The sequence below is a fragment of the Paracnuella aquatica genome (assembly GCF_003332885.2).
Lineage (GTDB): Bacteria > Bacteroidota > Bacteroidia > Chitinophagales > Chitinophagaceae > Flavisolibacter > Flavisolibacter aquaticus.
The window spans coordinates 204,828-230,976 of record NZ_QOWJ01000006.1 but is presented as its reverse complement, the minus strand read 5'-3'; the positions used below and the strand labels follow the sequence as shown (position 1 = coordinate 230,976).

24 protein-coding genes are annotated in these 26,149 nt (G+C 50.2%); 8 read left to right on the top strand and 16 right to left on the bottom strand.

Translation table 11 applies throughout. From position 1 onward, the window contains the following. Positions 1 to 106: 106 nt before the first annotated feature. The 5 genes from DRJ53_RS11230 to DRJ53_RS11210 all read right to left on the bottom strand — a co-directional run bounded on the left by DRJ53_RS11230 (position 107) and on the right by DRJ53_RS11210 (position 4,095). Complete coding sequence (locus DRJ53_RS11230; RefSeq protein WP_114235725.1) at positions 107 to 1,192, bottom strand: NAD(P)-dependent alcohol dehydrogenase; 1,086 nt, start codon at positions 1,190 to 1,192, stop codon at positions 107 to 109. A 156-nt stretch (positions 1,193 to 1,348) separates the two neighbouring features. After that, entirely contained in the window at positions 1,349 to 1,615 is a 267-nt protein-coding gene (locus DRJ53_RS11225) for a hypothetical protein (protein ID WP_123893519.1), read from the bottom strand. Positions 1,616 to 1,644: 29 nt separating this feature from the next. Next, complete coding sequence (locus tag DRJ53_RS11220) at positions 1,645 to 1,929, bottom strand: hypothetical protein (protein WP_114235723.1); 285 nt, start codon at positions 1,927 to 1,929, stop codon at positions 1,645 to 1,647. Continuing rightward, positions 1,926 to 3,344: a radical SAM protein gene (locus tag DRJ53_RS11215; RefSeq protein ID WP_114235722.1), complete on the bottom strand. Its 1,419-nt coding sequence runs from the start codon at positions 3,342 to 3,344 to the stop codon at positions 1,926 to 1,928. The genes DRJ53_RS11220 and DRJ53_RS11215 overlap by 4 nt, the downstream gene beginning before the upstream one ends. Then, complete coding sequence (locus DRJ53_RS11210; protein WP_114235721.1) at positions 3,331 to 4,095, bottom strand: prolipoprotein diacylglyceryl transferase; 765 nt, start codon at positions 4,093 to 4,095, stop codon at positions 3,331 to 3,333. Before DRJ53_RS11210 ends, DRJ53_RS11215 begins: the two co-directional genes overlap by 14 nt. A gap of 413 nt (positions 4,096 to 4,508) precedes the next feature. On the opposite strand from DRJ53_RS11210, the gene DRJ53_RS11205 reads away from it, so the two are divergent. Next, entirely contained in the window at positions 4,509 to 5,798 is a 1,290-nt protein-coding gene (locus DRJ53_RS11205) for an OmpA family protein (protein WP_114235720.1), read from the top strand. A gap of 153 nt (positions 5,799 to 5,951) precedes the next feature. On the opposite strand, the gene DRJ53_RS21115 is transcribed toward DRJ53_RS11205, so the two are convergent. Beyond that, a complete protein-coding gene (locus tag DRJ53_RS21115) occupies positions 5,952 to 6,227 on the bottom strand; it encodes a hypothetical protein (RefSeq protein ID WP_123893518.1) in 276 nt (91 codons plus the stop codon). 679 nt (positions 6,228 to 6,906) lie between these two features. Between DRJ53_RS21115 and ruvB the strand changes: the two genes are divergently transcribed. Then, on the top strand, positions 6,907 to 7,947 hold the full coding sequence (gene ruvB, locus DRJ53_RS11195; RefSeq protein ID WP_114235718.1) for a Holliday junction branch migration DNA helicase RuvB: 1,041 nt from the start codon (positions 6,907 to 6,909) through the stop codon (positions 7,945 to 7,947). A gap of 631 nt (positions 7,948 to 8,578) precedes the next feature. On the opposite strand, the gene DRJ53_RS11190 is transcribed toward ruvB, so the two are convergent. After that, the gene (locus tag DRJ53_RS11190) at positions 8,579 to 9,292 is read right to left on the bottom strand and encodes a response regulator transcription factor (protein ID WP_114235717.1); all 714 of its coding nucleotides are present in this window, start codon (positions 9,290 to 9,292) and stop codon (positions 8,579 to 8,581) included. Positions 9,293 to 9,430: 138 nt separating this feature from the next. Between DRJ53_RS11190 and DRJ53_RS11185 the strand changes: the two genes are divergently transcribed. The 3 genes from DRJ53_RS11185 to DRJ53_RS11175 all read left to right on the top strand — a co-directional run bounded on the left by DRJ53_RS11185 (position 9,431) and on the right by DRJ53_RS11175 (position 13,049). Further along, a complete protein-coding gene (locus tag DRJ53_RS11185; RefSeq protein ID WP_114235765.1) occupies positions 9,431 to 9,802 on the top strand; it encodes a co-chaperone GroES in 372 nt (123 codons plus the stop codon). 163 nt (positions 9,803 to 9,965) lie between these two features. Beyond that, positions 9,966 to 10,391, top strand: a complete 426-nt coding sequence (locus DRJ53_RS11180; RefSeq protein ID WP_123893516.1) for an HYC_CC_PP family protein — start codon at positions 9,966 to 9,968, stop codon at positions 10,389 to 10,391. Between the two features lie 93 nt (positions 10,392 to 10,484). After that, the gene (locus DRJ53_RS11175) at positions 10,485 to 13,049 is read left to right on the top strand and encodes a TonB-dependent receptor domain-containing protein (RefSeq protein WP_175580746.1); all 2,565 of its coding nucleotides are present in this window, start codon (positions 10,485 to 10,487) and stop codon (positions 13,047 to 13,049) included. A gap of 92 nt (positions 13,050 to 13,141) precedes the next feature. On the opposite strand, the gene DRJ53_RS11170 is transcribed toward DRJ53_RS11175, so the two are convergent. Continuing rightward, positions 13,142 to 15,265, bottom strand: coding sequence for a hypothetical protein (locus DRJ53_RS11170; RefSeq protein ID WP_114235715.1), 2,124 nt, complete (start codon positions 15,263 to 15,265; stop codon positions 13,142 to 13,144). Between the two features lie 255 nt (positions 15,266 to 15,520). Further along, positions 15,521 to 16,144, bottom strand: coding sequence for a C40 family peptidase (locus tag DRJ53_RS11165; RefSeq protein WP_114235714.1), 624 nt, complete (start codon positions 16,142 to 16,144; stop codon positions 15,521 to 15,523). Positions 16,145 to 16,207: 63 nt separating this feature from the next. On the opposite strand from DRJ53_RS11165, the gene fumC reads away from it, so the two are divergent. Further along, positions 16,208 to 17,611 (top strand): class II fumarate hydratase, encoded by a 1,404-nt coding sequence (gene fumC / locus DRJ53_RS11160; protein WP_114235713.1) that lies wholly within the window; start codon positions 16,208 to 16,210, stop codon positions 17,609 to 17,611. Between the two features lie 96 nt (positions 17,612 to 17,707). On the opposite strand, the gene chrA is transcribed toward fumC, so the two are convergent. Continuing rightward, a complete protein-coding gene (chrA, locus tag DRJ53_RS11155; RefSeq protein WP_114235712.1) occupies positions 17,708 to 18,862 on the bottom strand; it encodes a chromate efflux transporter in 1,155 nt (384 codons plus the stop codon). Between the two features lie 567 nt (positions 18,863 to 19,429). Between chrA and DRJ53_RS21710 the strand changes: the two genes are divergently transcribed. Continuing rightward, positions 19,430 to 19,840, top strand: coding sequence for a YqaE/Pmp3 family membrane protein (locus DRJ53_RS21710; protein ID WP_241558523.1), 411 nt, complete (start codon positions 19,430 to 19,432; stop codon positions 19,838 to 19,840). A 352-nt stretch (positions 19,841 to 20,192) separates the two neighbouring features. Beyond that, positions 20,193 to 20,357 (top strand): hypothetical protein, encoded by a 165-nt coding sequence (locus DRJ53_RS21305; RefSeq protein WP_155523210.1) that lies wholly within the window; start codon positions 20,193 to 20,195, stop codon positions 20,355 to 20,357. Positions 20,358 to 20,485: 128 nt separating this feature from the next. On the opposite strand, the gene DRJ53_RS11145 is transcribed toward DRJ53_RS21305, so the two are convergent. From DRJ53_RS11145 to rsmA, 6 genes are all read right to left on the bottom strand, one after another. Then, positions 20,486 to 20,884, bottom strand: a complete 399-nt coding sequence (locus DRJ53_RS11145; RefSeq protein WP_114235711.1) for an HIT family protein — start codon at positions 20,882 to 20,884, stop codon at positions 20,486 to 20,488. Positions 20,885 to 21,021: 137 nt separating this feature from the next. Further along, positions 21,022 to 21,495, bottom strand: a complete 474-nt coding sequence (greA, locus tag DRJ53_RS11140; RefSeq protein WP_114235710.1) for a transcription elongation factor GreA — start codon at positions 21,493 to 21,495, stop codon at positions 21,022 to 21,024. Positions 21,496 to 21,708: 213 nt separating this feature from the next. Next, positions 21,709 to 23,667 carry a T9SS type A sorting domain-containing protein gene (locus tag DRJ53_RS11130; protein ID WP_162303857.1) on the bottom strand — a complete coding sequence of 653 codons (1,959 nt, stop codon included), beginning with the start codon at positions 23,665 to 23,667 and terminating at the stop codon, positions 21,709 to 21,711. 222 nt (positions 23,668 to 23,889) lie between these two features. Next, complete coding sequence (locus DRJ53_RS11125) at positions 23,890 to 24,270, bottom strand: hypothetical protein (protein WP_123893514.1); 381 nt, start codon at positions 24,268 to 24,270, stop codon at positions 23,890 to 23,892. 125 nt (positions 24,271 to 24,395) lie between these two features. Further along, complete coding sequence (locus DRJ53_RS11120) at positions 24,396 to 25,337, bottom strand: NAD(P)-dependent oxidoreductase (RefSeq protein WP_114235706.1); 942 nt, start codon at positions 25,335 to 25,337, stop codon at positions 24,396 to 24,398. A 48-nt stretch (positions 25,338 to 25,385) separates the two neighbouring features. Continuing rightward, positions 25,386 to 26,138: a 16S rRNA (adenine(1518)-N(6)/adenine(1519)-N(6))-dimethyltransferase RsmA gene (gene rsmA / locus DRJ53_RS11115; RefSeq protein ID WP_114235705.1), complete on the bottom strand. Its 753-nt coding sequence runs from the start codon at positions 26,136 to 26,138 to the stop codon at positions 25,386 to 25,388. Between the last annotated feature and the right edge of the window lie 11 nt (positions 26,139 to 26,149).

The following is a 26,149-nucleotide window of genomic DNA, read 5'->3' as shown; positions in this document are numbered from 1 at the left end:
CGAAGACACGAAGAAAAGAAGGGCACGAAGTTGAATTTTACCGGATAAAAAGAGAAGTGATTTTTAAAAAAACGCCGCTGGTTGCAGCGGCGTTTTTTTTTTGCTGTTATAGCGTTGCCATATCAATCACAAACCGGTACTTCACATCGCTTTTTTCCATGCGGTCGTAGGCTTGGTGTATGTCCCTCATGGCTATCAACTCAATGTCGGCAGTGATGTTATTAGCGGCGCAATAGTCCAGCATTTCCTGTGTTTCGGCAATGCCGCCAATGATGGAGCCCACCACTACGCGGCCCTGGAACTGCAGCGGATACCAATGCAGTTCTCTTGGTTCTGCAGGCACGCCGAGGCAAATTAGTGTGCCTTTAGATTTCAGCATTTCCAGGTAAAAATTATCATTGTGTTTGCTCGAAACCGTGTCAATTATATAGTCAAATTTTTTGGCCACCTTTTTCACTTGTTCTTCGTTGGTGGTCACCACAAAGTTGTGGGCGCCCAGCCTCTTGGCATCGGCTTCCTTGTGCGACGATGAACTGAGCACCGTTACATCCGCACCAAATGAAGCAGCAAATTTTACCGCCATATGGCCCAATCCGCCCAGGCCTAGTACGGCTACTTTATCGCCTTTACCAATTTTAAACCGGCGCATGGGCGAATAGGTAGTAATGCCGGCACACAGCAGTGGTGCTACCGCCTCCAGCGGTAGCTTTTCCGATACCCGCAATACAAAATCTTCATTCACCACAATGTTGTTCGAATAGCCGCCATAAGTAATGTTGCCGGTGCCTTTTTCAGCACCGTTATAAGTCAGTGTCATTCCGTTGTGGCAATACTGTTGTTCGCCGTTGTTGCAACTGTCGCAAACCCTGCACGATTCCACCATGCAGCCCACGCCTACCAAATCGCCTTCTTTAAATTTATGTACATGATCGCCCACATGTGTTACTACGCCCACAATTTCGTGGCCGGGCACCATAGGATAAACAGAGATACCCCAATCATTGCGCAAAAAATGCAGGTCGGTGTGGCAAATGCCGCAATAGCGGATGTCGATTTGCACGTCGTGCGGGCCAGGCGCCCTGCGTTCAAAGTTCCATGGAGCCAATTGTGCGCTGGCTGCGCCGGCCGCATAACCTTTTGATGGAATAGTGCCAATGGCTGTGCTTGCTGCTGAAGTTTGGACTTGTGGCATGAGCAGATGTTTTTGAGGTTAAAAGATGGATGTGTAGCCGAATTAGCGGGAGCATTAATAGGGAGGGTTAGATAAGGTAGAAAAGTTTGCAGCGAAAGCAATAGCACAGCCAACATATGCCTTCCATGGGTATTAAGCCTGCAGCAGCGCAGGGCATTAAGCAAAAGGCAACATGCTGCCGCAAACCGACAGGCCTATCAACAAAATAATACCGATTGCCAGCAGCATGGCCTGCCCCAATGGCCGGCGGCGGGGCTGGGTTACAAATACAATTCCAATGACCAATTGCACCAGCAGCGAAAGGGCTGCAACTACCAGCAAAGCAAGGCCCCAGTATATACCGGCATCGTCTGATTGTAAAAATAAAAACGGCGTACACAGCACGGCTCCGGCCAGCAGGTTCAAACCAAGACAGATCAACATGAGGCGGGTTTGCGAGTGCATAGGCATAATTAGTGAAAATTGACGTTGCCAAAAGCAAGGCCTGCACTGCAGGTAGAAAACCCAAGCAGCAGCAACAAGCCCGCAGTGATGACAAAGGCCATACCATCGGGCTTTTTGTTTCGGTTGCGCACCATGCCCACCACCAGGTTTACCGGTGCCAGCAGTAGCATACCCGTTCCCAAAATAAACGGCGCATCCCGCATACTTGCCGAGCCGGTGCCCGCTAAGGCTAACAAAAAAAATACGGCCAGCATGATGGCATTTACCCGGAGCGGGTTACGAAAGCGGTTCACTGCAGCAATGTTTTGATGGTACTTTCTTTGGTGCCGCGCAGCGCATGGAGGTAAGCTTCTTTTTCGTCCCGGTAAAAAAGATTCATTGTTTCAAAAGGAATGATGCGCCCATCTTTATGCACAATGTGCACACAACTTTTTTTAATGGCCCGCACATCAAAATCCCATGCATCAATAAAGCGCATGATAATGATGCGAAACAGGTTGTTGTAGGTAAGTCCGGGTGCATAAAACTGCGGCAGGCAACAAAGCAATTGCTGCACATTTTGCTCCACACGTTCCACCGAAATGCCGGTGCTGAAAATATCGAGCAACTGCCCATGCAGAACAGCGTCCTGCTCGTACACAATGGTATTGCGGCTGTTGTTCAACAGGTGCGCAGGATCCACATAACGCGTCATGGGCAGCACCTGCCCGTTTAACTTTAATGCATAGCCCATAGCCAGTGCATCGGGGTTGCAGGGCACCGGAATGATATCGTTGGGTTGAAATACGTTTGTTTGCTCCAAAATACTTTTACGTACATCCGTCAGCGTTATACGGTCGGTTGCAGGGTTAAATCCGTTAGTTCTACCTGCCACTTGCGTGGGCTGAAATGTAACCCCGCGAACACAGGGCTGTTGCAGTGCAAAGTCGATGATCTTCCCGATCTCATCGTCGTTCACGCCTTTCTGCAAGGTTACTACCAGCGTGGTAGATAAGTTGAGTTGATTGAGGTGCTCCAGTGCCTGCATCCGCGTAGCGGTAAGGTCTGCACCGCGCAGTTGTTGCAACGCTTCGGGCTTGAATGAATCGAACTGCAGGTACAGCTCAAAATCGGGCATGTAAGTAGCCAGCCGTTGGGCAAAATGAAAATCCTTGGCAATGCGAATGCCGTTGGTATTCACCATCAGGTGTTTGATGGGTTTTGTTTTGGCAATGTCCAATATTTCAAAAAACTGCGGGTGCACGGTTGGTTCGCCACCGCTGATCTGCACCACATCGGGTTCGCCTTCGTTAGCCACTACGGCATCGAGCATAGCCGTCACTTCTTCCAGCGTTCGGTGCCTGCCATAGTGCGGCGAGCTGTTGGCATAGCAGGTAGGACAGGAAAGATTACACCGGTCGGTTATCTCTACAACGGTAAGGCAACCATGTTGCTCATGATCGGCACAGAGGCCGCAATCGTATGGGCATCCATAATGCGTTGCCGTATTAAATCGCAGCGGCATTTCGGAGGGCTTGTTGTAGTTGCGGATGTTTTTATAATATTCCACATCCGAAGCAATCAACACTTTTTGAAAACCATGCTCGGCGCAACGCTTGAGCATAAACACTGCGTCGTTTTCAAACACAATTTTGGCATCTACCCTTTTGAGGCAGTGGGGGCAAAGCGAAATGGTAAAATCGTAGTAGGTATAGTTACGTTCGGGCATAGCGTGGTTGCAGTAGTTTTTTGGGTTGCACAATAAATGGCGCATAATACAGCAGCCCCAGCAGGCTGCAGATTTGTATGGCCGATAAACCAATGGGATAGCTGTAATGAGGCTTGATAAAATCCAGTTGGAAACGAAAGACGAGGTAAAGGACCATGAACAGTTTGAACAAGGCGCCATTTGCCAGTAGCGTTGTTTGTTGCACATTACGCAGCAACACCCATAACAGCAGCAGAAACAAAATTTCGTACAGTGCTACCGGGTGGCGCAATTGCCCATCGCCCAAGTTCATGCCGGTGGGCATCTGTGTGGGCAGGCCATAAGTTTCTTCGTACACGCCCATGCTAAAGCAACCCAGCCGGCCAATGCACAAGGCAAGGATCATGGGAAAAACAAAAAGATCACCGGATGCACGGCGTTCACCCATTCGCTTTTTGGCCAGCTCCACACCGGCTATTCCTCCCAAAAATCCACCGAGCACAGTTTTGTTGGCATACAGGTACAGCAGCGGGTTGGCCGACTGCCACCACAACTCCGGCTGCTCCAGTGCCCCCACAATGCGGGAGCCCAACAAGGCCCCAAATATGGCCCCAATGATGATGAACATCCGGCTTTCCGAACTAAACACATCGCCCTGCTTGCGGCGCAGGTGCAGGTAGTAGCGGAAGCCCGTAAAAAATGCGGCCGCTTCCAGCACTGCGTGCAGCGGCAGTTGCATGCCGCCAATTGGTATGGTCAGGGGAAATTGCATGATCTAAGATGACTGGTGGTTGTGACGGCACTCCGCCCGGCAATTGTTGTTACCGGCACGGTTTTGCTGGTACCCCAATGTATAAAAAATGTACTGCAATGTTCTTGTTTGAACCCGTGAAATTGAATTGCGCTACAGGATGTGTTTCGGATGCCCGTGTGCCGGTAAATTTTATTGACAATTGTATTGCTTGGATGCGCAGGTACGCTTTGGCTGGGCCGCTTGTGCAGGCAATGCGCAGCGTGTTTTTCCCAAAAAAAATTTAACTTGTTAGGCATTCGCTGCCATCCTTTCTACTGACACACGAGTTTTTATACCGATCATACCTGCCCGATATTTTTTTTGTTTGCCCTTCCGCCCTAAGATAACAGCCGTCCATAACCGCTTTTATTCTTAACCTTAAATCAAGATTCATGGCTATCAATCTCCTTGCCTCGGTTCGGGATTTATTTACGCCAGAAGTTACTGAGCGTGCAGCAACCCAGTTTGGCGAAAGTTCATCGGGTATCTCCAAAGCTTTGTCGGGTGTAGTGCCCACAGTGCTGGCGGGTTTTGTTCAGCGGGCCGAAACCGGCCATGCCGACGAACTGCTGCAGGATGCACGTGCAGCCGACGACAACAATGTTTTGGATAACTTGGGCGGTATGTTTAGCAGCGCTGCCGGCGGAGCAGCAGGCGCTTCATTGCTGGGCGGCATTCCGGGCTGGCTGTCGCAATTGTTTGGCGACCGCAACAATTCGGTAAATACCAATATTGCACAGTTTGCAGGTGTGCGGGAAGGCACCGTGCAATCGCTTATTGGCATGATTGCGCCGCTGGTGCTGAGTTTTTTAGGCAGGGAAGCCAAACAAAAATCCTGGACGGGTGCCGATCTGCGCGGCTATTTGTCCAACCAAAAAGCATCCATCATGGGTGCATTGCCAGCTGGCCTTTCGGTGGGCAACTGGTTCCGGTCGGATAGTACGGTGGCCGATCCCGTTATTGCCGAACGCACTGTAGCCGAACCCGTTACCCGCACCGAACACCGCGAAACCGTGGTAACGCCAACCCGCGATGTGGAGCCTGCCCGCAAATCGAACTGGGTGTTGCCGGTGCTGCTGGGCCTTGGCGCCATTGCACTGATTGCCTACCTGGTAAACCGCAACGACGACGATGATGACGATGATGAAGTAATGGCAACCACCACCATGACCGATACATCAACCGCCGCAGCGCGGCAACCGGCAGCAGCGGCCACAACCCGATCGTACACCAAGGTGCGCCTGCCCAACAATACCGAGCTGGATGCATACCAGGGCGGTGTGGAAGACCAACTGGTGGCCTGCCTCAACGATGCGGCCTGCGAAGCAAACAAAGACCGCTGGTTTGATTTCGACAACATCAATTTTGAAACCGGCAGCGCCCGGCTCACTGCCGAAAGCAATGCGCAGATTGCCAACATTGCGGCCATTTTAAAAGCTTACCCCGATGCCCGCATCAAGATTGGCGGCTACACTGATAAAGTGGGCAACGCCGAAGCCAATGAAGAGCTGAGCGAGGACCGCGCCGAAGCGGTGATGGCTGCGCTGAAAGCGGCTGGTGCCGATAAACAGGTAACGGATGCCGAAGGTTACGGATCGAAGTTTGCCACTATGCCTGAGACTGCTACCGACGAGGAGCGCCGGGTGGATCGCCGCATTGCCGTGCAACTGCACAAGAAATAATGATTTGTGTTTTTAGTAAATAAAAATACCCGCTGCGGCATGTTGCTGCAGCGGGTATTTTGTTATAAAAAACGGTAGTAATCAAACTGTCGTAATCGCCTTTTATAAAAAAAGCCAAGGATTCATTTCAACATCAATGATAAAAGGGCGCCATTACTGTTTTACCCACAATTGATCGGGTGCAACGCGGTACGCAACCAGCCCATAGCCTATTGCAAAATAAGCTTCATACACCCTTTGGTCCATGATGCTGGCCGTATCTACCTGTAGCAGGTAAACATTAAAGAACTCCCTATTCCCCAATGTGACGGATGGAAGCTGCCTTGTTTGCGTTGCGTAATTATTGATGCTGGCAGTGGTAAATTGCTCCTCTGCCTTTGTATTCAATTCAATGTATGATCCTTCTATGTGTATGTTTACCGATCGCATAATCGAGGCAGCATTGCTACCCTGTATAGATTTGGATAAATTGACACGTAAGGCAGGAATACCATCAGGATCTTTCTCGTCGGAGGTAAAATTCTTTCGACCGATGCACAAATTCCCCCAAAATCCTCCCGATTCTTGATTGGGCGGCGTAGTAAAAGTATTTCGAAGGGTGAACTTTTTTGTTTGCGCTGCCGACCGGAAAGTTAGCACGGTGACATCTTCATAAGGAAACCAAGCCGGTAACATTTCGTCGCTAAAGGCGGAGCAAGTATAAGTTGGACCACCTAACGATCCCAGGGTACAGGCGCTGCACAATGCGATGGCTGGCGCCACCAGAAAATATAATACAACCCTTTTCACTTCGGGCGATTTGTACAACAAAATATATCGAACAGGCCGGCATTCAAACCCACATCTGGCAAATTGGTAAAAGAGGCTTTATACGATAATGCAGCACATCAAAAACGTAGGATCCTTGTTATTCACTTTTAAAAAATACTGCTTGATAAGCCATTATTTCTGTCAGAAAAATTATTCTGAACCCAATAAACCGCGTCAGGTTTGTTAACAGTTTTGCTACTAAAATTTTTAGGAAAAAGGGGTTATCTTTACACGTCTGGCCGGCGCCTGAAAACAACACAATTCATTAGCCCTGCCAGTTCTTAATTTTGAAGCAGTTATGGCAAATCCAAATCTTCTTTCCGGCAAGGAAACCTTAACGGCCACCGAGAAGGAATTTGAAAACAATATTCGCCCACAGGGCATCGACGAATTTACCGGCCAGGCGCAGCTGATCGAGAACCTGGTCATTTTTATCCGTGCCGCAAAGTTGCGTGGCGAGGCCTTGGACCATGTGCTGTTTCACGGCCCTCCCGGCTTGGGTAAAACCACGCTTTCCCGCATTGTGGCCAACGAGCTGGGTGTAAGCATTAAAGAAACTTCGGGGCCGGTAATTGAAAAACCCGGCGACCTTGCCGGACTGCTCACCAGCCTCGGCCCGCGTGATGTGCTGTTTATCGATGAAATACACCGCCTGAGCACCGTGGTGGAAGAGTATCTATACTCGGCCATGGAGGACTACCGCATCGACATCATGATCGACAGCGGCCCATCGGCACGCAGCATCCAAATCAACCTCAACCCGTTTACGCTGGTGGGCGCTACCACCCGCAGCGGCTTACTTACAGCACCGTTACTGTCGCGTTTTGCCATTAAATCGAGGCTGGAATATTACAATGCCGAAACGTTGAAAAATATCCTGTTGCGGTCGGCCGAAATATTGAAAGCAGCAATCACAACCGAAGCGGCCGGCGAAATTGCCCGCCGTAGCCGTGGCACCCCGCGTATTGCCAACGGTTTGCTGCGCCGGGTTCGTGATTTTGCACAGGTGCTCAACGATTCGCAAATAGACATGGGCATTACCCAGCATGCGCTGCGGGCCCTGAACGTGGATGAACATGGGTTGGACGAAATGGACAACCGCATTCTTTCGGCCATCATTGAAAAATTCAAAGGCGGGCCGGTAGGCATCACCACTATTGCCACTTCGGTGGGCGAAGAGCCGGGAACTTTGGAAGAAGTGTACGAGCCGTTCCTGATTCAGGAAGGCTTTATCAAGCGTACGCCACGCGGCCGCGAGGTAACGGAAAAAGCTTATGCGCATTTGGGTAAAACACCGCCGATGCATGGGGCTACGAGAACGTTGTTTGGATTGACCTAATGCTCTTGTTTGTTCAATAGTTCCAGTTGTTCAAATAGCTGATTTAAGCCATGGAGACTTTGTCCTCTATGGCTTTTTCTTTTGATGCTTGTTGATGGATACGGATTCATTCTGGTTTGTCATGCAGAGCGCAGCGAAGCATCTGAGCTTTGTAAAGTGAGGAACTATTGAGTAAAAGGCAGACTACTTGTTATTTCTATGTTTGGGCTGGTGCAGGCTCAGATCCTTCGCTGTGCTCAGGATGACAAGGGCAAGAGCATGATTAGTGGGTAAAAGCATTGGAAGAAAAAATCACAATAACAGCGGTGGTGTAGGCCACTTATTACAATCGGTGTCTGTCATGCCGAACTTGTTTCGGCATCTCCTCCATCTCGCAGAGTTTACAAAAGCACAAGGAGATGCCGAAACAAGTTCGGCATGACATTGCCTTAAGGGCAACGGTTTACTGCAGGCGCATGAGGAAAGCACAATAGCAATACAGAACGTACAAGTGTGCGACGCAACAGCAGCCCAATAGCGATACTACAGCCGGCTACATAAAAAAAGCCACTCCGATGGGAGTGGCTTTGCAATTGAAAAAGTATCGTTCAATGCAATGTTGCTATTGAGGAAACCGGAATACCGTGAGCACTTACGCAGTAGCACCTGCATTCTGCACCACCAGCCGGAAGCCGTTGCCATGAATGTTCACGATCTCGATATTCGGATCGTCCTTCAGGTATTTGCGCAGCTTGGCAATGTATACGTCCATGGAGCGGCCGTTGAAATACGTGTCCGAACCCCAGATTTTTTTCAGCGCCTGTTCGCGGGGCAGCAGGTCGTTGAGGTGCTCGGCCAGCATTTTCAGCAATTCGTTTTCCTTGGGCGAAAGCGTTTGCGTTTTACCGTCGTGCGACAGTTGGCGCAGCTTGGGGTTGAAATGGTAAGAAGCCAGGTCAAACTCGCGGTTCTCGCTTTCTTTATTCAGTTCCTCGTTGCGTTTGAGGATGGCTTTGATCTTGTGCAACAGCACTTCCGAATCAAAAGGCTTGGTAATATAGTCGTCGGCGCCCAGTTTATAGCCCTGGATGATGTCTTCCTTCATGGTTTTGGCGCTGAGGAAAAACAGGGGAATATCGGGGTCCACATCGCGGATCTCTTCGGCCAGCGTAAAGCCGTCCATGTTCGGCATCATTACGTCGAGCAGGCAGAGGTCAAATTTTTCGCGCTGAAAAGCAGCCAGGCCCAGGCGGCCGTCCCGCTCCAGCGTTACGTCGTAATCGTTCAGTTCCAGGTAATTCTTCAGTACAGAGCCCAGGTTGGTATCATCTTCGCACAACAGGATTTTAGGTTTCTTTCCTTCCATGACGATTGGTTTAAAGTGGTTTAAAATTAGTGGTTTTGCCCCAACCGGCTAAGCCCTTGCAAATCTCTTTCCGTTTTGCTTGCCTTAAATTTGCGGCCCCGCCCCTACCGGGCGGCCAAACCTAAATATTTTGTTTTTATGCTGATCACTCCCGATAACAAACTCAAAAAACTCATCATCATTGGCGACCGGGTGCTGGTGCGCCCCTCCCGCCCTACCGACCGTACCGACAGCGGCTTGTACTTACCCCCAGGTGTAGGCGAAAAAGAGCGGGTGCAGCAAGGCACTATAATAAAAACCGGGCCGGGATACGCTATTCCTAACCATATTGAAGAAGAGCCTTGGAAGGCTGCCGAAGAGCAGGTAAAATATTTACCGCTGCAGGCACGTGAAGGCGATACCGCCATTTTCCTGGTAAACGGCGCCACCCAAATACAGTACGCCGGCGAAAAATTTTACATCGTGCCGCAAAGCGCCATCCTGATGCTGGAGCGGGAAGAGGAATTATAGCTTTTGGCAAAAAAGCAAAATAGTGTACATCTATTCCAGAATCGTGTACACATGTTGGTAGCCCCGGGCTGCATCTTTGTGGGGCAAGCGGGCCTGTTAAAAAACGGGAAAGATGCAGGCCGGGGCGCAAACATGCGTTTTGAATCTTAATTTTGTAAAAGAAATGAAAAAACTGTTGGTCATAATGCTGCTGTGTGTGTACGGATTTTCCGCCACCGGTGCTACCCTGCATTTTCATTTCTGCTGTGGCAAACTCGACGATATATCACTGGTGCCTGCCGGTGAGGCTGCCTGCAAAATGAAGGAAGCCGAGCCGCAAAAAGCGCATTGTGCTAAAATGGCCAAGCCCGCCGAGAAAAAGAATTGCTGCGATGAAAAGCAGGTTTCTTTTAAGGTAAAAGACGTCCATGCACACAGCCAGGCGCAGGCCGTAAAAATGCTGGCCGCCGCCTACACCGTTCCCAAACCACAAGCCGGCTTTGATGCCGTAACGGAGCCATTGGCTTCCAGCTACATCGAGCCCACCATTTTTGCCCCGCCGCCCCTGCCGCGGCCCCTCCACCAGTTGTACTGTACTTATCTTATTTGATTGGTAAACCTTTTTGCTTAGGCCACGGCGCGGCGTGCCCCGTTGTGTGCTATTTGATGTTGCATTATTAGCAAGGTTTACAATCAATGAACAATGAAACAGATTAGCTCCATTATACTGATGCTGCTGTGCATCGCGTTTACCCCAAGTTTTGCCCAAACTTCCACTGCCGACAGTTCCACCACGTTCAAGGTTTCCGGTGCCTGCGGCATGTGCAAACAGCGCATCGAAAAATCACTGAAGATAAAAGGCATTTCCAAAGCCAAATGGGATGTGCCTACCAATATGCTTTCGGTAACCTACAACCCCGAAGAGATTTCGCTGGGCGCCATCCATAAACATATTGCCGGCATTGGCCACGATACCGAAAAAGAAAAGGCCGACCAAAAAACGTACGAATCCTTACCCGACTGCTGCCGCTACCGCGACCTGCAAGGTACCCACGGCGAGGATGAAGGCGCCGACGAACATGCCGAAGAAGGCGCCCCTGCAGTGGTGCGGGGCGTGGTGCTGGAAGAAGACAGCAAAGGAAATTTTAAACCGCTGGAAGGCGCTACCGCCATGTGGCTGGGCACCACAAAAGGCGTGGCTACCAATGCCGAAGGCGTTTTTGCGCTGCCCTACGAGCCCGGCCAGGACAAGCTCGTTATTTCATACGCCGGCCGCAAAGCCGATACCCTGCAGGTGGACGACCATGGGCAGGTAAAAGTGGTAATGGCTTCGGGCAAGGAGTTGAAAGAAGTAAAAGTAACAGCGGGCCGCGCCTCCACTTATATCAACGGCTACAACCCGTTTCGCACCGCGGTAATGACGCAAAAAGAATTGTTTAAAGCCGCCTGCTGTAACCTCAGCGAAAGCTTTGAAACCAACCCTTCGGTCGACGTTTCGTACAGCGATGCGGTGACTGGTTCCAAACAAATACAGTTGCTGGGTCTTTCGGGTGTTTATACGCAGCTTACGGTTGAAAACCTGCCTGGTCCGCGTGGACTGGCCACTTCGCTGGGGCTCAACTCCATTGCCGGTCCATGGGTAGAATCTATTGAACTCACCAAAGGCATTGGCTCGGTGGTAAATGGCTATGAAAGCATTGCCGGCCAGATAAACGTGGAACTGAAAAAGCCCGCCAATACCGACCGCCTGCACGTGAATGGTTATGTCAATACCATGGGCAAATCGGACCTGAACCTGAACTATGCCCAAAAGCTGGGCTCCAAATGGAGCACCATGCTGCTGCTGCACGATGATTTTTTATACAATAAAGTTGACCAGAACAAGGATGGCTTTGTAGATCTGCCCACCGGCAACCTGTTCAGCGGCGTCAACCGCTGGCAGTACCAGGGCACCAATCTGATGGGCCAGTTTGGTGTAAAAGTGCTCACCGATAACCGCATTGGCGGCTCAATAAACTATGATGAATCGAAGCACAAAGGCGGCACCAACGAGTATGGCCTGGGCATTGATACCCGCCGCTACGAAGCCTTTGGCAAACTGGGTTATATTTTCCCGGAGAAAAAATACCAGAGCATTGGCCTGCAGCTCTCGGCATTCAACCACAAGCAGGATTCTTATTTTGGCCTGACGCAATACAACGGCCGCCAGCAGAATTTTTACGCCAACCTGATCTATCAATCCATTATTGGCAATACGGCGCACAAGTTTAAAACCGGCCTCAGCTTTTTGTACGATAAATACAATGAGCAGCTGAATACAGCGAACTACCAGCGCAGCGAAGCGGTGCCCGGCGGCTTTTTCGAATACACATTTGAGCCGGTAGATGAATTTACCGTGGTGGCCGGTATGCGTGCCGACCACAACAGCCTGTTTGGCGCTTTTGTTACGCCACGCCTCAACGTTCGGTACCAGCCGGTGAACAACACTACCATCCGGGCTTCGTTCGGCCGCGGCCAGCGCACCGCCAATATTTTTGCCGAAAATAATGGCGCACTGGTAAGTGCCCGCCAAGTGCAGATATTAAACCCGGCTGCCGGTGGCGCTTACGGCCTCGATCCGGAAGTAAGCTGGAACAAAGGCATCAGCGTGGACCAAAAGTTTATATTGTTTGGCCGCAACGCCAATGTGGGTATTGATTTTTACCGCAACGATTTTCAAAACCAGGTGGTGGTGGATTATGAAAACCCACGCCTGTTGAAGTTTTACAACCTGGAAGGGAAATCCTTTTCCAATTCGTTCCAGGCCGAAATATCGATGATGCCGGTTGCACGTTTGGAACTGCGCTTGGCCTATCGCTATTTTGATGTAAAAACTGAGTACAGCAACCAGTTGTTGCAAAAACCGCTCACCTCCAAACACCGGGCATTTGCCAATGCGGCCTATGAGGTTTCGGGTTGGAAGTTTGACTACACCTTTAACCTGATCGGGCCGAAGCGGCTGCCCTCCACCGAAGGCAACCCGCATCATTATATGCTCATGAACGAGTCGCCATCGTATGTGCTGATGAATGCGCAGGTAAGCAAAACATTGGGTAAATCGAAAGCTGTCGACCTGTACCTGGGCGGTGAAAATCTCACCAACTTTATGCAGCACGGCGCGGTGCTGGCTTCGGATCAACCCTTTGGGCCTTACTTCGATGCATCCATGATTTGGGGACCGGTAAACGGCCGCCAGATCTATGCGGGGTTTAGATATACGATTAAGTAGTTTTTAGCCACAAAGGCACTAAGACAGGAAGATGCACCAAGTAAATTCTTTGTGCCGCTTTGTGTCCTTGGTGTCTTTGTGGTTACAACTTACTAAGGCATTTTCTTCAACCCTTCCCACCGCACTTTCCATTGGCCGTTTTTAGGAAGACCGGGTAATGAATCAGTTGCACCATCATAACCGGCCACCATCATTGCTATGGCTGCTAACAGCCCGCCGTTGCCAGGCAGGTATAAACGCAAACGGCTATCCTGGTAATTGTGTCCATTGCGCAGAAAAGTGTTGGTTGTTACATCCATCAGCAGCGCATCGATGGCTCTACCGGGCATGCCTAACCGAGTCGCGGTCATGGCCGTCATGGGAAAATCCCAACCCCAGGTTTCGGGCCAGTGCCATTTTTCCCAAATAAGATCAAAAGTGCGGCGCATGGCAGCCGTATCTGTGATGCTCATGTGCGGCAACATACCCAGTGCACCCAACACAGCAGGATGATCGGTCATAAATTCTTTTCGGGTGTACGAATCTAGCGCAGACTCAGTGGCGAGGTAAACGCCATCCTGCACCGGCAACGGCGATAGCTTTTGCAGTACGGCATCCCATTTTCTATCCCGAGGCATTTTTAGCCGCAGGCGCCATTGCTGCGCGGTTTGTAATGCCCAGTGCCAATACGCCAGTTCAAATGTTGGATTGATTGTTTCTTCCGGCTTAAAACGTTCCTGTGCCGGTATCAATGCAGGCCCTAAAATGGAGCGGCCTTTTGCGCTGTCGAAACAGGCATAGGATGCCATAAAATCGGCGGTGGCAAATAATAGGTCTTTGTATTGATTTAATGTTGCGGCGGTGGGATTACTGCGGTACATCAGCTCCGCGAAATAAATAAAATGCGGTTGCTGCCAAATCAAAAAAGCACCGATGGAAGAAGGCCCCTCGCGGCCATCGTGATCGGTCATTTTTTGCCAGCGTATGCCATCGAAGGCTTGTCGTGCAGCCAGAGCTTTTGCTTCTGCTGCTGCGTGTTTGTACCAGCCCAAAGTGTTTTGCAACAACTGCGGCCGGCCCCACAATGCATAATGAACGCCATGCCACCAGTGCATTTCGAGGTGCGGCTTGCCAAACCAACTATTGTAGGTTAAGCCGGTTTCCTGTGGCGGAAAAGACCCCGCACATTGAATGCGGGTTAGGTATTGCGACAATACAATGCGGCGCTCCAATTCCGCAGCCCGCGGATCGGTGCTGCCCGAAAAATCAATGGCGCCGCCGCTTTGCCAAAACTGCTGCCATCCTTTTTTACTACTACTCATTGTTTGTTTAAACGACGGCGTAACAGCTGGTTTTCGCGAAGAAAAGGTGCAGCTAAAAGAAAACTGGTTGCTACCGGAATTGGGCTGCAGCAAAAAATAATATGGCTCTTTTGTATGCACCGCAACTTTTCCATTCCAGGCAAGTGTAACCGAATATTGCGTCGTATCCAGCTTGCGTTGTATCACTGCAGTGTTTGCAGTTTGCGGTATCAGCAACGATGTGTGTTGTTCTGCATGTGTGTAAGTCGTGCCGGCATCCGTCCATTCACCGGTAGGATAAGGAAACTGCAGAAAAACTTGCAGCCGGCCTTCAGCCAACAGGGGCGATTCGACGGAAGCTGCAATGGCATCGATATCAGGATGTGCTGCGGTAATTACTGCAACCGGAACGCCTTCAATTGTAAACTTACTGGTGATGAAGCCGGTCCATGGATTGAGTTGCTGCGTTATATTTTGCAAGTCGTTTAACCCGGCTGGTGCTCCATTTTCTTTCAACAACAAAAAACCAACATTGCCCAATTGCAGCCGGTGAGGATTTGCACGAAACCAATTGGCAGCAGCGTGCTTTCTGCCTTCCTCCGGCCATTGTATGGCATAAGCTACTTTGCGGCCCCCCTGGTTGTATGCCTTAAATGTTTCTTCGAGCCGGTAACCAGCAGTATCCAGAAAGCTGTGCCAGCCCCACTCGGATTGTGTGCCTAATGGAATGCCCATTTCATATGCCTCCGGAAAACTTTGCAGCCCGGTAATATCCACCGTAAACGCAAAGCGGCCATTGCCCACCGATAGCGCACCAAGGCTATCGAAGGAAGTGTTGGTAACAACATGCCGCTCTACCAACGCTTTGCGGTTGATGGGTTGTGCCGGTAATGTAACGGTAAGCAGCAAGCTGCAAATAATAAGAAAGAGGCGCATATGGCAGGCGGAAGGTTATGAGCAGTTTTCCCAATCAATCGGGTCTGTTCAGGAAATTAAACACCTAATGCCATTGCACCAAAATGTACATGTGTTCACGTGTACATATGTTCACGCATGTAGGGTAGCTATACCAGATGTATTGGTTCAATCACTACTTACTCAATTACCCAGCACCATTTTACCTAAATGCCGCATCATCCTTTAATTTCTTAGTGCTCCTCGGTGCCATTAGTGTCTTCGTGGTTCAAAAACCTACTCCGGGAAAACGCGAATTGTTTTTACAAAGCGGCCCCGGTAATATCCATTCAGTGGCGTTTCCGTTACCCCCATTGCCTTGCCCGATGTGGCATGAATAAACTTCAGCGTATCGGTTGCCGGCGCTATCACAATGCCCATATGACCCACATTTCGATCGGCGCTATCAGTGCCGGTAAATAAGATCAGGTCGCCGGGACGGGCGGCCGTTTCCGGCACTTCTTTACCCACGTTGGTAAAATCAATGGACGACCGCGGCACCGCAATGCCAAAATGATTGAATACATAAGTGATGAACCCCGAGCAGTCGAAACCAATGGTTGGATCGGTAGCACCGTATTTATAGGGCACACCCATCTGGGTTTGTGCAAAAGCCACCACCTGCTCGGGTTTTACGCCGCGGGTATCAATGGCCTGCCCGGGCTTGGGCTGCGGCAACACCACCGGTGCTTTGGCTGCAATGCTGTCGGCTGCAATGGCTGCACTTTCCTCACCGGCGTCGGCATAGGCCGCCGAGCTGTCCACGCTGATCAATCCCTCGTCTTTTTGTTCCAGTTGCAGGTTGCAGGCGGCCAAAAATAATGCGGCACCTGCGCCCCAACAGTATCGTAGCTTCCTCATTACAGGCTTTTTCCCTTTCCCTGCAATTTTGAAGCTAAATTTGCACCCCAAAACCCTTTTAGTATGGAGTTCAGGATTGAAAAAGATACCATGGGCGAAGTGAAAGTGCCTGCCAATGCTTATTTCGGCGCACAAACACAACGCAGCATCGACAATTTCAAGATTGCGCAGGACATCAACCGCATGCCCAAAGAAATCATCCGCGCCTTTGCTTATCTCAAAAAAGCGGCAGCCATCACCAACTCCGAAGCAGGCGTGCTGCCCAAAGAAAAATCGGACTTGATTGGCCGCGTTTGCGATGAGATCCTGGAAGGCAAATTGGATGATGCCTTTCCATTGGTAGTATGGCAAACCGGCAGCGGCACCCAAAGCAATATGAACGTAAACGAAGTGGTTGCCTACCGCGGGCATGTGCTCAACGGCGGCCAATTGGGCGATAAAGAAAAGTTCCTACATCCCAACGATGATGTAAATAAATCGCAGTCATCGAACGATACCTTTCCTACGGCCATGCACATTGCTGCGTACAAAATGCTGTTGGAAGTAACCATACCCGGTATTGAGCAATTGCGCAATACGCTGGCGCAAAAAAGCAAGGAGTTCATGCACGTGGTAAAAATTGGCCGTACCCATTTTATGGATGCCACACCGCTTACGCTGGGGCAGGAATTCAGCGGTTATGTATCGCAGTTAGATCATGGACTGCGTGCCATTAAAAACACGCTGCCCCACCTGAGCGAGCTGGCACTGGGCGGTACCGCAGTGGGCACAGGCATCAACACACCCGAAGGCTATTCGGAAAATGTTGCCAAACATATTGCTAACCTTACCGGGCTTCCTTTTGTTACGGCCGAAAATAAATTTGAATCGCTGGCAGCACATGATGCGATTGTAGAAGCACACGGCGCATTGAAAACTGTTGCCGTTAGCCTGATGAAAATTGCCAACGATATCCGCATGCTCTCCAGCGGACCGCGCAGCGGCATCGGTGAAATTTTTATTCCGGATAACGAACCAGGTTCTTCCATCATGCCGGGTAAAGTAAACCCCACACAATGCGAGGCGCTGACCATGATTGCTGCGCAGGTATTGGGCAACGACGTGGCCATCAATGTGGGCGGCTCCATGGGCCATTTTGAACTGAACGTGTTCAAGCCGGTAATGATCTACAACTTTTTGCACAGTGCCCGCCTCATCGGCGATGGCTGCGTAAGCTTTGATGAAAAATGCGCCGTGGGTATTGCGCCAATTGAAGCCAACATCAAAAAACATGTGGACAACTCGCTGATGCTGGTTACTTCGCTCAACACCAAGATCGGTTATTACAAAGCAGCCGAAATTGCGCAGAAAGCACATAAGGAAGGCACCACGCTGAAAGAGATGGCCGTGAAACTGGGTTATGTAACTGCAGAGGAATTTGACCAGTGGGTGATCCCAGCCAATATGGTGGGTAAGATCGATGCATGATTATATTTTAATTGATACAAAAAGAGCAGCTCAAGGGCTGCTCTTTTTATTTAATTGCCATTCAACAATACCGGCAACTACGAATGCAAATTCAGTTCAGAAATAGGACAACACATAACCTACAACAGCACCGCCAACAATGATAAAAGCAGTGTTCCATTTTTTAAAATAAAAGGTAACAGCAAAGCTGGCCAGTGCAATGACCATTGTACGCCAATCCAATAAAACAGAACGGCCCATTTCAATGATCACCGATAAAATAATAGCCACCGAAACGATGTTTACCGTATCCAAAAAAGCACGCATCGCGCTTGACTTTTGCACCAATGGCAGCAACGGGCGGAGCAGTGCCACAAAAAGAAATGCAGGCAGAAAAATGCCAATAGTGGCAGCAACGGCACCCATTGCGCCGCCTATTTGCCAACCAATGAATGTGGCGGACGAAAACACTGGGCCGGGTGTAAACTGGCCCACCGCAATGGCATCCACCAACTGCTGTTTGGTAAGCCAGCCTTTGCTTACAAGCTCCGCATCCAAAAAGGCAAACAACACATAACCGCTGCCATAAAGTATAGCGCCGATCTTCAGAAAAACCCAGAATATTTTTGATTCGGTCAAGGGAACGTAAGCATTAGCAGCCTGCCAAAAAATAAATGGTGCAAACCCATTCAACTGCTTACCTGGTGGCCTCAACCAGTGCAGAACAACACCTAAAAAACCAGCACCAAACAACACATAAATTTCATTGAAGCCGGCCAAAACTGCGACAGCAGCCAGCATGCCAATAACGCCCAGCGTCACCGTCTTCAAAGCTTTTCGGCCGAGGTCAATCATTAGCGCAACCACCACTGCAATGATCGCTGGTTTGATGCCATAAATAAAGGGCTGTACCTGTGGCAACTGCCCGTATTGCTGGTACAGCCAGGCAAAAACTGCGGTGATGACTACTGCCGGGATAATAAAGCAACAACCCGCCACCACCAGGCCTTTCCAGCCAGCACGTTCGTGCCCGATGTGCATGGTCATTTCAGTGGAGTTGGGGCCCGGTATCAGGTTGGTGGCACCCACCAGGTCCAGAAAACGCTGGTCGCTCATCCAGGCCCTTTTCTTCACCACTTCCTCCTGCATCATCGCAATGTGTACAGCAGGGCCCCCAAAACCAAGCACACCCAGTTTCAGAAACAGCCTCGCTAATTCCGCCAGACTTGTGCTCCTATTCAGCCCTGTTTCTTTCGGTGAATTTTCATCCATGCATTGATGCATCAAATTATAAAAAAAGCTTGCTGAACAAATCATCCGTCACTACACTTCACCCCAATATTGATGCGACAGATGGATCCATTTGTCACAGTCATTTTTGACCGCACAAAAGTAAATAAGAATGGGTCGACCAGCAGTTAAAGGGCATAAACGAATGTTGTAACCAAAGTCAACAACACCAAAGAGGCAGCTGTATCAAAAAAGTAATCGACTTACAAATTTTCATCGAAACGTTGTATGCTGATCATCATCAATGCGTCATCTCGTTTGTAGAACCTGAAACACAACTGTGTGCAAATCACACCAATCTTTTATACCAGAGCTTATACAGAAGCCACATGGCAAACGCCGCCGGTCTTAGGTCAAATCGAATCACTTAAGGCAATTTTTGTAATTACCCAACCGGGTTGGAACATGACCGTAATCCGAAATCCTCAATAGTAAATCGTCAATTTCCCCAAAACAATTTATGCTTGCCTGTTAGTACAGCACAGCGGTTGCCAGGGGCTGGTCCAATTTTTATAACAGTAAAAAAAACTTCCACTAAAACCAAAGTGTATGAAAAAAGTGTTTACTCGCTTGCTGTTTCTGATGCTGTGCTTTTCCGTAATGCTGCCGCAAACATTTGCAGCCAGCCTCCCCGCACCAGCACGGCCAGCAACGTCCACACCAGATGAAGCAACTGTACAGTCGGCCCTGACTGAGTTCCGCAACCTGTCGGCTAAAGAAAGAAAAGAGCGCCTGAAAGACGCCAAGAAAGTAGTAAAGCAAATGAAAGCGCAAAAAGGTGCCGACCCCATTGTTGATAACCAACTGCTGCTGGTGATCATCACCATTCTGCTGCCACCACTGGGTGTGTACCTGCACGAAGGTGAGATCAACACCCGCTTCTGGATCAGCTTGCTGCTTACCCTGCTGTTCTACATCCCCGGCCTGATCTACTCGCTGATCGTGGTACTGGGTGCCTAATAATCTTTGCAATCACACAAACAATAAAAAGCTCCCTGCATGGCAGGGAGCTTTTTATTTGCGGCCATTTTTTACAACAGTTACCGGTACAACAAATCGTTATCTTTTTCAACCCATTAAACTTTTGCCCCCATTCCCTTTTTAATTAATGTGGGCACTGCCAAAACTCAGCCGCCGTACTGACGGCAATACCCGCAAAACGGCTTAGGCATTATAGAAATTTGCACTGCCCGTTGCCCGCCACCAGCTAAAAATGGCGCCGGCGGCCAACTTTAAGACAAATTATTGATGAGTTAAATAAAATAACTGTACCTTAAGCATCCTATTTTTTTGAACACTAAAAGTTCCGTCCATGAAACAGAACAACACAACACCAGCAGTGGCCAACGAGCCAAAACTGCAACTGGTTTACTCCAGTAAGCACGAGCTGGCTGCCGTACACCTGATCACACCCAACGGTATTATCAGCTACGCCAGCCTGGGCACTGTGCCCAAGCCTAAAAAGCAGGCTTCTTAAGCTTGCTGGCAAACCAGTAACCGCACCGGAACCCCTGGTTCCGCATTTAATAAAACAAAACGCACAGTTCAACACTGTGCGTTTTTTTATTGGAAAAAATCATTGAAGAAAAAGGACTAACTAAAGCATTAGCCGCGGTTCAGCTCCGCTAAAATACGCTGCTGCACCTTTTGGAGTGCTTCGTCGGCAGCGCGGGGTTTTGATTGGGTAAAATTCAGGTCGTTCGAATTGTTGATGGGCACCAGGTGCACATGTGCATGCGGCACCTCGAGGCCGATAACCGAAATGCCGCAGCGGTTGCAGGCAAAGGCCCGCTCAATGGCCTTGGCAATGGGCTGCGCAAATGCGAGGATACCCGAAAGGTATTCGGGTTCCAGGTCAAACAGGTTATCTACTTCCACCTTGGGTACCACCAGCACATGCCCGGTGCGCAACGGAAACACATCGAGGAAAGCAAAGAACCGGTCGTCTTCCGCAATTTTATACGACGGAATTTCGCCGGCAATGATCTTGGAAAAAAGAGTCATGGGAGTGTGCTTTTGAAAATGAATGCGGAGCATTTACGATGTACGATTTTGGATTGACGATTGTTGGGCGTACCCCTTAAAGGGCTGCGAATCCTGAAATCGTCAATCGAAAATCCAAAATCGTAAATCCCAAATCCCTAGATTGAAATTTCTTCCACTTTAAACTTCAGCACGCCGGCAGGCGCCGTTACCTCGGCTACCTCACCTACGGATTTGCCTAACAGACCTTTGCCAATGGGCGAACCCACAGAAATTTTACCGGCTTTCAGGTCGGCTTCTTTTTCACTCACAATCTGGTAGGTTACCTGTTTTTTAGTGGCGAGGTTGGTCACTTTTACCTTGGTCAAAATAGAAACCTTGGAAGTATCGATGGTCGATTCGTCTACTATACGGGCCGTAGCAATCTGGCTTTCCAGCAGGGCTATGCGGGCTTCCAGCAGGCCCTGGGCCTCTTTAGCGGCATCGTACTCCGCGTTTTCGCGCAGGTCGCCTTTTTCGCGGGCCTCAGCAATAGCGCGGGAAGCCGCCGGACGGTCCACGCCACGCATCTGCTGCAGTTCGGCTTTCATTTGCTCAAGTGTTTCCTTAGTCACGTACTGAACACTGCTCATATGGATGGGCTTTTGGGGGTATAATAAAATAACCGGCACCTCCGAGGCACCGGCAGCTTATATGGTCTTCATTAAGTTGTGCCCCCAGAAAAAACCGTTGGGGCATACACGAAAAAATAGCAACGCCCCAGAATTAACCGAAGCGTTGCCAGGCCGTAAAGATAGAAAATATTCTTTGCGAAAGAAATTAGTTACACGGCATGCAAAATATTTTTAATGAGTAGCGCCGGATACCGATAGCTTTTGCACCAGCCGGCCCGTGGCCGTTTCGGCCACCACCACGTAGCTACCCGGCACCCACTGGCCCGCCTCTGCAATAACGATGCGGTTTTGCCCCGGCACCACCGGCACGGTTTGCTGCCACACCTCAGCTCCAGCCATGTTGAGCACCTTTACCCTTGCGCTGCCTTTTGCGGCCACGGCCAGCCACAGTTGCGCCTCGCTTTTTACCGGGTTGGGGTAAATGTGCAGGCCTTCCTCAAGCGGCATGTGCACCTGCGCCACGGCACTATAAATGGCGCCGGCATCCAAGTTTACCCGTACCCGGTAATACACTTTTTGGCCTTGCCCCGCTACGGTGCTGTCGGTAAAATAATAGGTGGCTGTGGTGCTGCCCCGGCGGTTGTTGGGCTGGCGGTGCACGGTCGTAAAATGCACCCCGTTGGTGCTGCGCTGTACCTCGTAATGCATTGCTGCCCTGTTTTCGGTGCAGGTCCATTGCAGCTTCGGCCTGCGCTCATACAAGGCAGCTTTTATGTCAATGTTCTGCACGGCAAGCGTCGAACATTTGGTATCGTGGGTAATGTAAACGGTGTCCTGCGCATAGTTGCTGCAGCCCGCCATCAATTTTTGCGTAACGATGTACATGCCGTCCAGTTCGCCGTACACTTCAGGTCCTTCGGTAGTGCCCAGGATGCTGCCATCGGGTGTGCTCCAGGTGTACACCGATGTGGGCACCGGGTTGATCACCGACAGGCGGCTGGCACTGCCCCGGCCGCAAATTTCGGGCACTTCGGCGGCGGCCTGTACCCGCTGCGCCAGGAAAAGGTCGGTAGGTGCTACAAAGTCTTTTAATTCGGCGGTAAACGAAGCGGAAGCCCTTGTTTTTACCACCATCCGGTTGAACGGCGTGCCGCATACATCCGTGCCAAAAACAGTAACCGGATCGAGGCCCAGCTTGGTAAGGTTTACCGAGAACTCCATGAACTGCCGTGCCGTGAAATTGGTGGCGATTGAGTTGTCTTGCAACACCAGCCCGAACGGGCCCGCCCATTCGCTGTTGCCGCATTGCAGGCCGGTGTAAAATGCGCCGTTTGTTTTGGGCAAAATGCTGGCGTAGCCGTAAGTGGCACCCGATCCCGCGCCATCAAATTTACCCGACCAGGTAAACGCCACCGGGTTAGTGTTGAGTGCATCTTTATGCACCCAAATGCGGGCTTCAATGCTGGTGAGCGAAGCGCTTTGATATTCGGCAGAAAAAATAATATCGCCCGGTGAAATGACCCTGCCGGCCGCGTCGAATTTCCAGCTGGTATGTCCTGCATCGGGGCCGTAGCCGTACCAGCGTGCCGATGCACGGTCGTAATAAATATCGGTCTGGTACATTTCAAAATCGAAGTAGCGGTTGCCGGTTACGTTGTCAAGCGCCAGCCCGCCAAACATCCACAAAGAGTCGGTGCTGCTGGGCCCCGATCGGCGCACATGCATGTACATATCCAGAATATCGTTCTTGTCGGGAATGCTTTGTATGCCACCCGACCAACTTGCGGGGCTCATGCCATTTTTATCCGAACCAGCCACAAATACGGTGGTGTCGTTGCCATGATAATCGCGTACAAAAAGCGCATCGAGCCACAGCCTGCTGTTGACTACACTAAATGCAGGCTTGCTCATGGTGCGGTAAAAAGAGGCCATGCGCTTGCGAAAAGGTGATACATCGGAAGCATAACTGGCACGTATAGCCGCAGCTCCTGTAGTATCAATTACGGCTTGCCCGGTGCCGGCAGTGCTGTTGTTAAACCAATCGTCGCCGGGTTGCAGTTGCCCGTTGTAAGAGTTGGCCCGCAGGTCGCCGTCAACGCCAAAGTTGGCCCGCATTACAGGTGTGGTAATTTGCGCCGCAACGGGCAGCAAACAACAGCAAGTAATAAGTAGGAGTAGAAATGTTTTCATAAGCATGGATGAGGGTAGGGATTATAAAAGCATTGCTATGACGGCGTGATGATTGAAAAGTTTAGCGGCGCATTTAAATAAACAACAACCGGTGGCACACTGCAACTGACTATCTATATAAAATGGATACAATACAACACAACACTGTGCAACAACAAACCTGCTGTTTAAAAACAGGAATCATTACCGGGCAGCAAGGCACCGCCCGGTAATGATTAGGGGTTAGCCACGCTTCATGATGCGCACATCGGCCACTGCCGAAAACAACACTGCACCGCTTACATCGATGGCCGATACACGGTATACAATGGTGCCGCCAAATGCAGTTACATCGCGGTAACGGTTGGTGCCAGCATGCGCCGGTGCTGTTGTTACGGGTTCAAAAAACTCGCCGCCGTCATAAGATTTTTCTACCAGGAAATGGTCAATACCAGCAGTAGGTGCCGCCCAGCTCAATGCTGCATCAGGGCCCTGGCGGTGCACCCGCAAAAAATCGAATGAAGTGGTTTGATCAGTGCTTACGACGGTTGGTAACGCAGGTTTGCTAAACGAAGAAAAGGCAACAGTTGCCAATGCCAAAAAGGCCATCGTACGAAGTTTCATAAGGGTAGATTTTGATGCACAAGTTATGTGGATGCACAACCTTGCACAAGAGCAAATCTACCATTGCGGGCACCTATTTTCCGGAGGTGTGGATGGGGCTTTTTACGAAGGGGTAATACCTTTTTTTAATATGGAATATCCAATTTATCCAACAACACCTCACCCATTTTGCGGTAACCTTCCACGCTGTAACCGGCTATGTGCGGAGTAATTAAAACATTGGGCTGGCTGGTTAAAAAATCAAGCTGTTGTTTTTCGGCATCGGTGTATGTCTGCAGCTTTTCATTTTCTAAAACATCCAATCCTGCACCTGAAATTTTGCCTCCCTGCAATGCGTCGATCAAAGCGGCCGTATCGGTTACGCCACCGCGGCAGGCAGTCAGGAAAACCGGTTGCTGCTGCAGGCTGCTGAAGAACGAAGCATTGGCCATATGCTTTGTTTCGTGGGTAAGCGGCACATGAAAAGAAACAACATGCGCCTGCGCTGCAATGGCTTCCAGGGTTGACTCCTCGATATAACCGCCACCAAAGCCGGTGCGGTATTTATCGTATGCCAGCACTTTTACACCAAAGCCTTGCAGCAGTCGGGCAAACGCCTCGCCGTTGTTGCCAAAGCCAACAATGCCCACGGTTTTGCCGCGCAATTCGACGCCGCGGTTTTCGGCGCGGCGCCATTTGCCCGCTTTTACTTCGTCGAAAGAAGACGCGATCTTATTCAAAAGGCACAACAACATGCCTAGGACATGTTCGGCTACGGCATTGCGGTTGCCCTCCGGTGTGCTGATGCAGCGGATGCCTTTTGCTTCGGCATAAGCCGCATCAATCAGTTCCATGCCACTGCCCAACCGGCCAATCCACTGCAATTGCTCTGCAGCGTTCAGCATTGCCTTATCAATGGGCAGCCTTGTGGTAACCACCAACCCGTTTGCACCGGGAATGCGTTGCAACAATTCGGCGTAAGTGATATCGGGTGCATACTCCACTGCATAGCCTTCGCTTTTAAACGCTGCAATCAACATTTCGTGCACCGGTGCAGTGATCAGAACGCGGGTTTGTTCGGTAGCCATAAGTGGGCAAAAATAGGGAATCGTGCAAAGCACATGGGCGACAGGGCATTACTGCATCCTGAAAGTAAGGGCCGCAAAATCGTGCACCGAAAGTTGCTCAGGCCGTTTGTTGAATATTTCGTCCTGCAAAGTAGCCGCATCAAACAAGCCGCGGCAGGCATTGCGCAGGGTTTTGCGGCGCTGCTGGAATGCTGTTTTTACCAAATTGAACAACCGCTTTTCGCTGTGCATGGGCACGGGCTCTTTTTTCGGTAGTAAACGAATCACACCACTCTTTACTTTGGGCGGCGGGTTGAACGCACCTTCATCCACTGTAAACAGGTATTCGCCATCAAACCAGGCCTGCGCCAGCACCGAAATAACGCCGTATACCTTGCTACCTTCTTTGGCCACAATGCGCTCTGCCACTTCTTTTTGAAACATGCCGATCATACACTCTACACTGTCTTTCCACTCCAACACTTTGAATACAATTTGAGTGGAAATATTGTATGGAAAATTGCCCACCAGCGTAAACCGTTCAGCAAAAGGCGGCGTGATATCGAGCACACTTTGGTGAATGATCTTATCGCTCAACTGCGGGTATGTTTGCTTTAGGTACACCACCTTTTCATCGTCAATCTCAACAGCTAAAAAATCAATGCCTTTTAACTCCAGTAAGTGCTTGGTGAGTGCACCACCACCAGGACCCACTTCCAGCAACCGTTGAAACGGGTGCTGCTCCAATGCTGCCACAATGCGGCGGCAAACGGCCTCGTCTTTTAAGAAGTGCTGCCCAAGTGATTTTTTAAGCGTGTACATGGGGCAAAGGT

Excerpts from the sequence above, each read along its gene's own strand:
- DRJ53_RS11230 (WP_114235725.1), bottom strand. The coding sequence starts at position 1,192 with ATGCCACAAGTCCAAACTTCAGCAGCAAGCACAGCCATTGGCACTATT.
- DRJ53_RS11225 (WP_123893519.1), bottom strand. The coding sequence starts at position 1,615 with ATGTTGATCTGTCTTGGTTTGAACCTGCTGGCCGGAGCCGTGCTGTGT.
- DRJ53_RS11215 (WP_114235722.1), bottom strand. The coding sequence starts at position 3,344 with ATGCCCGAACGTAACTATACCTACTACGATTTTACCATTTCGCTTTGC.
- DRJ53_RS11210 (WP_114235721.1), bottom strand. The coding sequence starts at position 4,095 with ATGCAATTTCCCCTGACCATACCAATTGGCGGCATGCAACTGCCGCTG.
- DRJ53_RS11205 (WP_114235720.1), top strand. The coding sequence starts at position 4,509 with ATGGCTATCAATCTCCTTGCCTCGGTTCGGGATTTATTTACGCCAGAA.
- DRJ53_RS21115 (WP_123893518.1), bottom strand. The coding sequence starts at position 6,227 with ATGCGATCGGTAAACATACACATAGAAGGATCATACATTGAATTGAAT.
- ruvB (WP_114235718.1), top strand. The coding sequence starts at position 6,907 with ATGGCAAATCCAAATCTTCTTTCCGGCAAGGAAACCTTAACGGCCACC.
- DRJ53_RS11190 (WP_114235717.1), bottom strand. The coding sequence starts at position 9,292 with ATGGAAGGAAAGAAACCTAAAATCCTGTTGTGCGAAGATGATACCAAC.
- DRJ53_RS11185 (WP_114235765.1), top strand. The coding sequence starts at position 9,431 with ATGCTGATCACTCCCGATAACAAACTCAAAAAACTCATCATCATTGGC.
- DRJ53_RS11180 (WP_123893516.1), top strand. The coding sequence starts at position 9,966 with ATGAAAAAACTGTTGGTCATAATGCTGCTGTGTGTGTACGGATTTTCC.
- DRJ53_RS11175 (WP_175580746.1), top strand. The coding sequence starts at position 10,485 with ATGAAACAGATTAGCTCCATTATACTGATGCTGCTGTGCATCGCGTTT.
- DRJ53_RS11170 (WP_114235715.1), bottom strand. The coding sequence starts at position 15,265 with ATGCGCCTCTTTCTTATTATTTGCAGCTTGCTGCTTACCGTTACATTA.
- DRJ53_RS11165 (WP_114235714.1), bottom strand. The coding sequence starts at position 16,144 with ATGAGGAAGCTACGATACTGTTGGGGCGCAGGTGCCGCATTATTTTTG.
- fumC (WP_114235713.1), top strand. The coding sequence starts at position 16,208 with ATGGAGTTCAGGATTGAAAAAGATACCATGGGCGAAGTGAAAGTGCCT.
- chrA (WP_114235712.1), bottom strand. The coding sequence starts at position 18,862 with ATGGATGAAAATTCACCGAAAGAAACAGGGCTGAATAGGAGCACAAGT.
- DRJ53_RS21710 (WP_241558523.1), top strand. The coding sequence starts at position 19,430 with ATGAAAAAAGTGTTTACTCGCTTGCTGTTTCTGATGCTGTGCTTTTCC.
- DRJ53_RS21305 (WP_155523210.1), top strand. The coding sequence starts at position 20,193 with ATGAAACAGAACAACACAACACCAGCAGTGGCCAACGAGCCAAAACTG.
- DRJ53_RS11145 (WP_114235711.1), bottom strand. The coding sequence starts at position 20,884 with ATGACTCTTTTTTCCAAGATCATTGCCGGCGAAATTCCGTCGTATAAA.
- greA (WP_114235710.1), bottom strand. The coding sequence starts at position 21,495 with ATGAGCAGTGTTCAGTACGTGACTAAGGAAACACTTGAGCAAATGAAA.
- DRJ53_RS11130 (WP_162303857.1), bottom strand. The coding sequence starts at position 23,667 with ATGAAAACATTTCTACTCCTACTTATTACTTGCTGTTGTTTGCTGCCC.
- DRJ53_RS11125 (WP_123893514.1), bottom strand. The coding sequence starts at position 24,270 with ATGAAACTTCGTACGATGGCCTTTTTGGCATTGGCAACTGTTGCCTTT.
- DRJ53_RS11120 (WP_114235706.1), bottom strand. The coding sequence starts at position 25,337 with ATGGCTACCGAACAAACCCGCGTTCTGATCACTGCACCGGTGCACGAA.
- rsmA (WP_114235705.1), bottom strand. The coding sequence starts at position 26,138 with ATGTACACGCTTAAAAAATCACTTGGGCAGCACTTCTTAAAAGACGAG.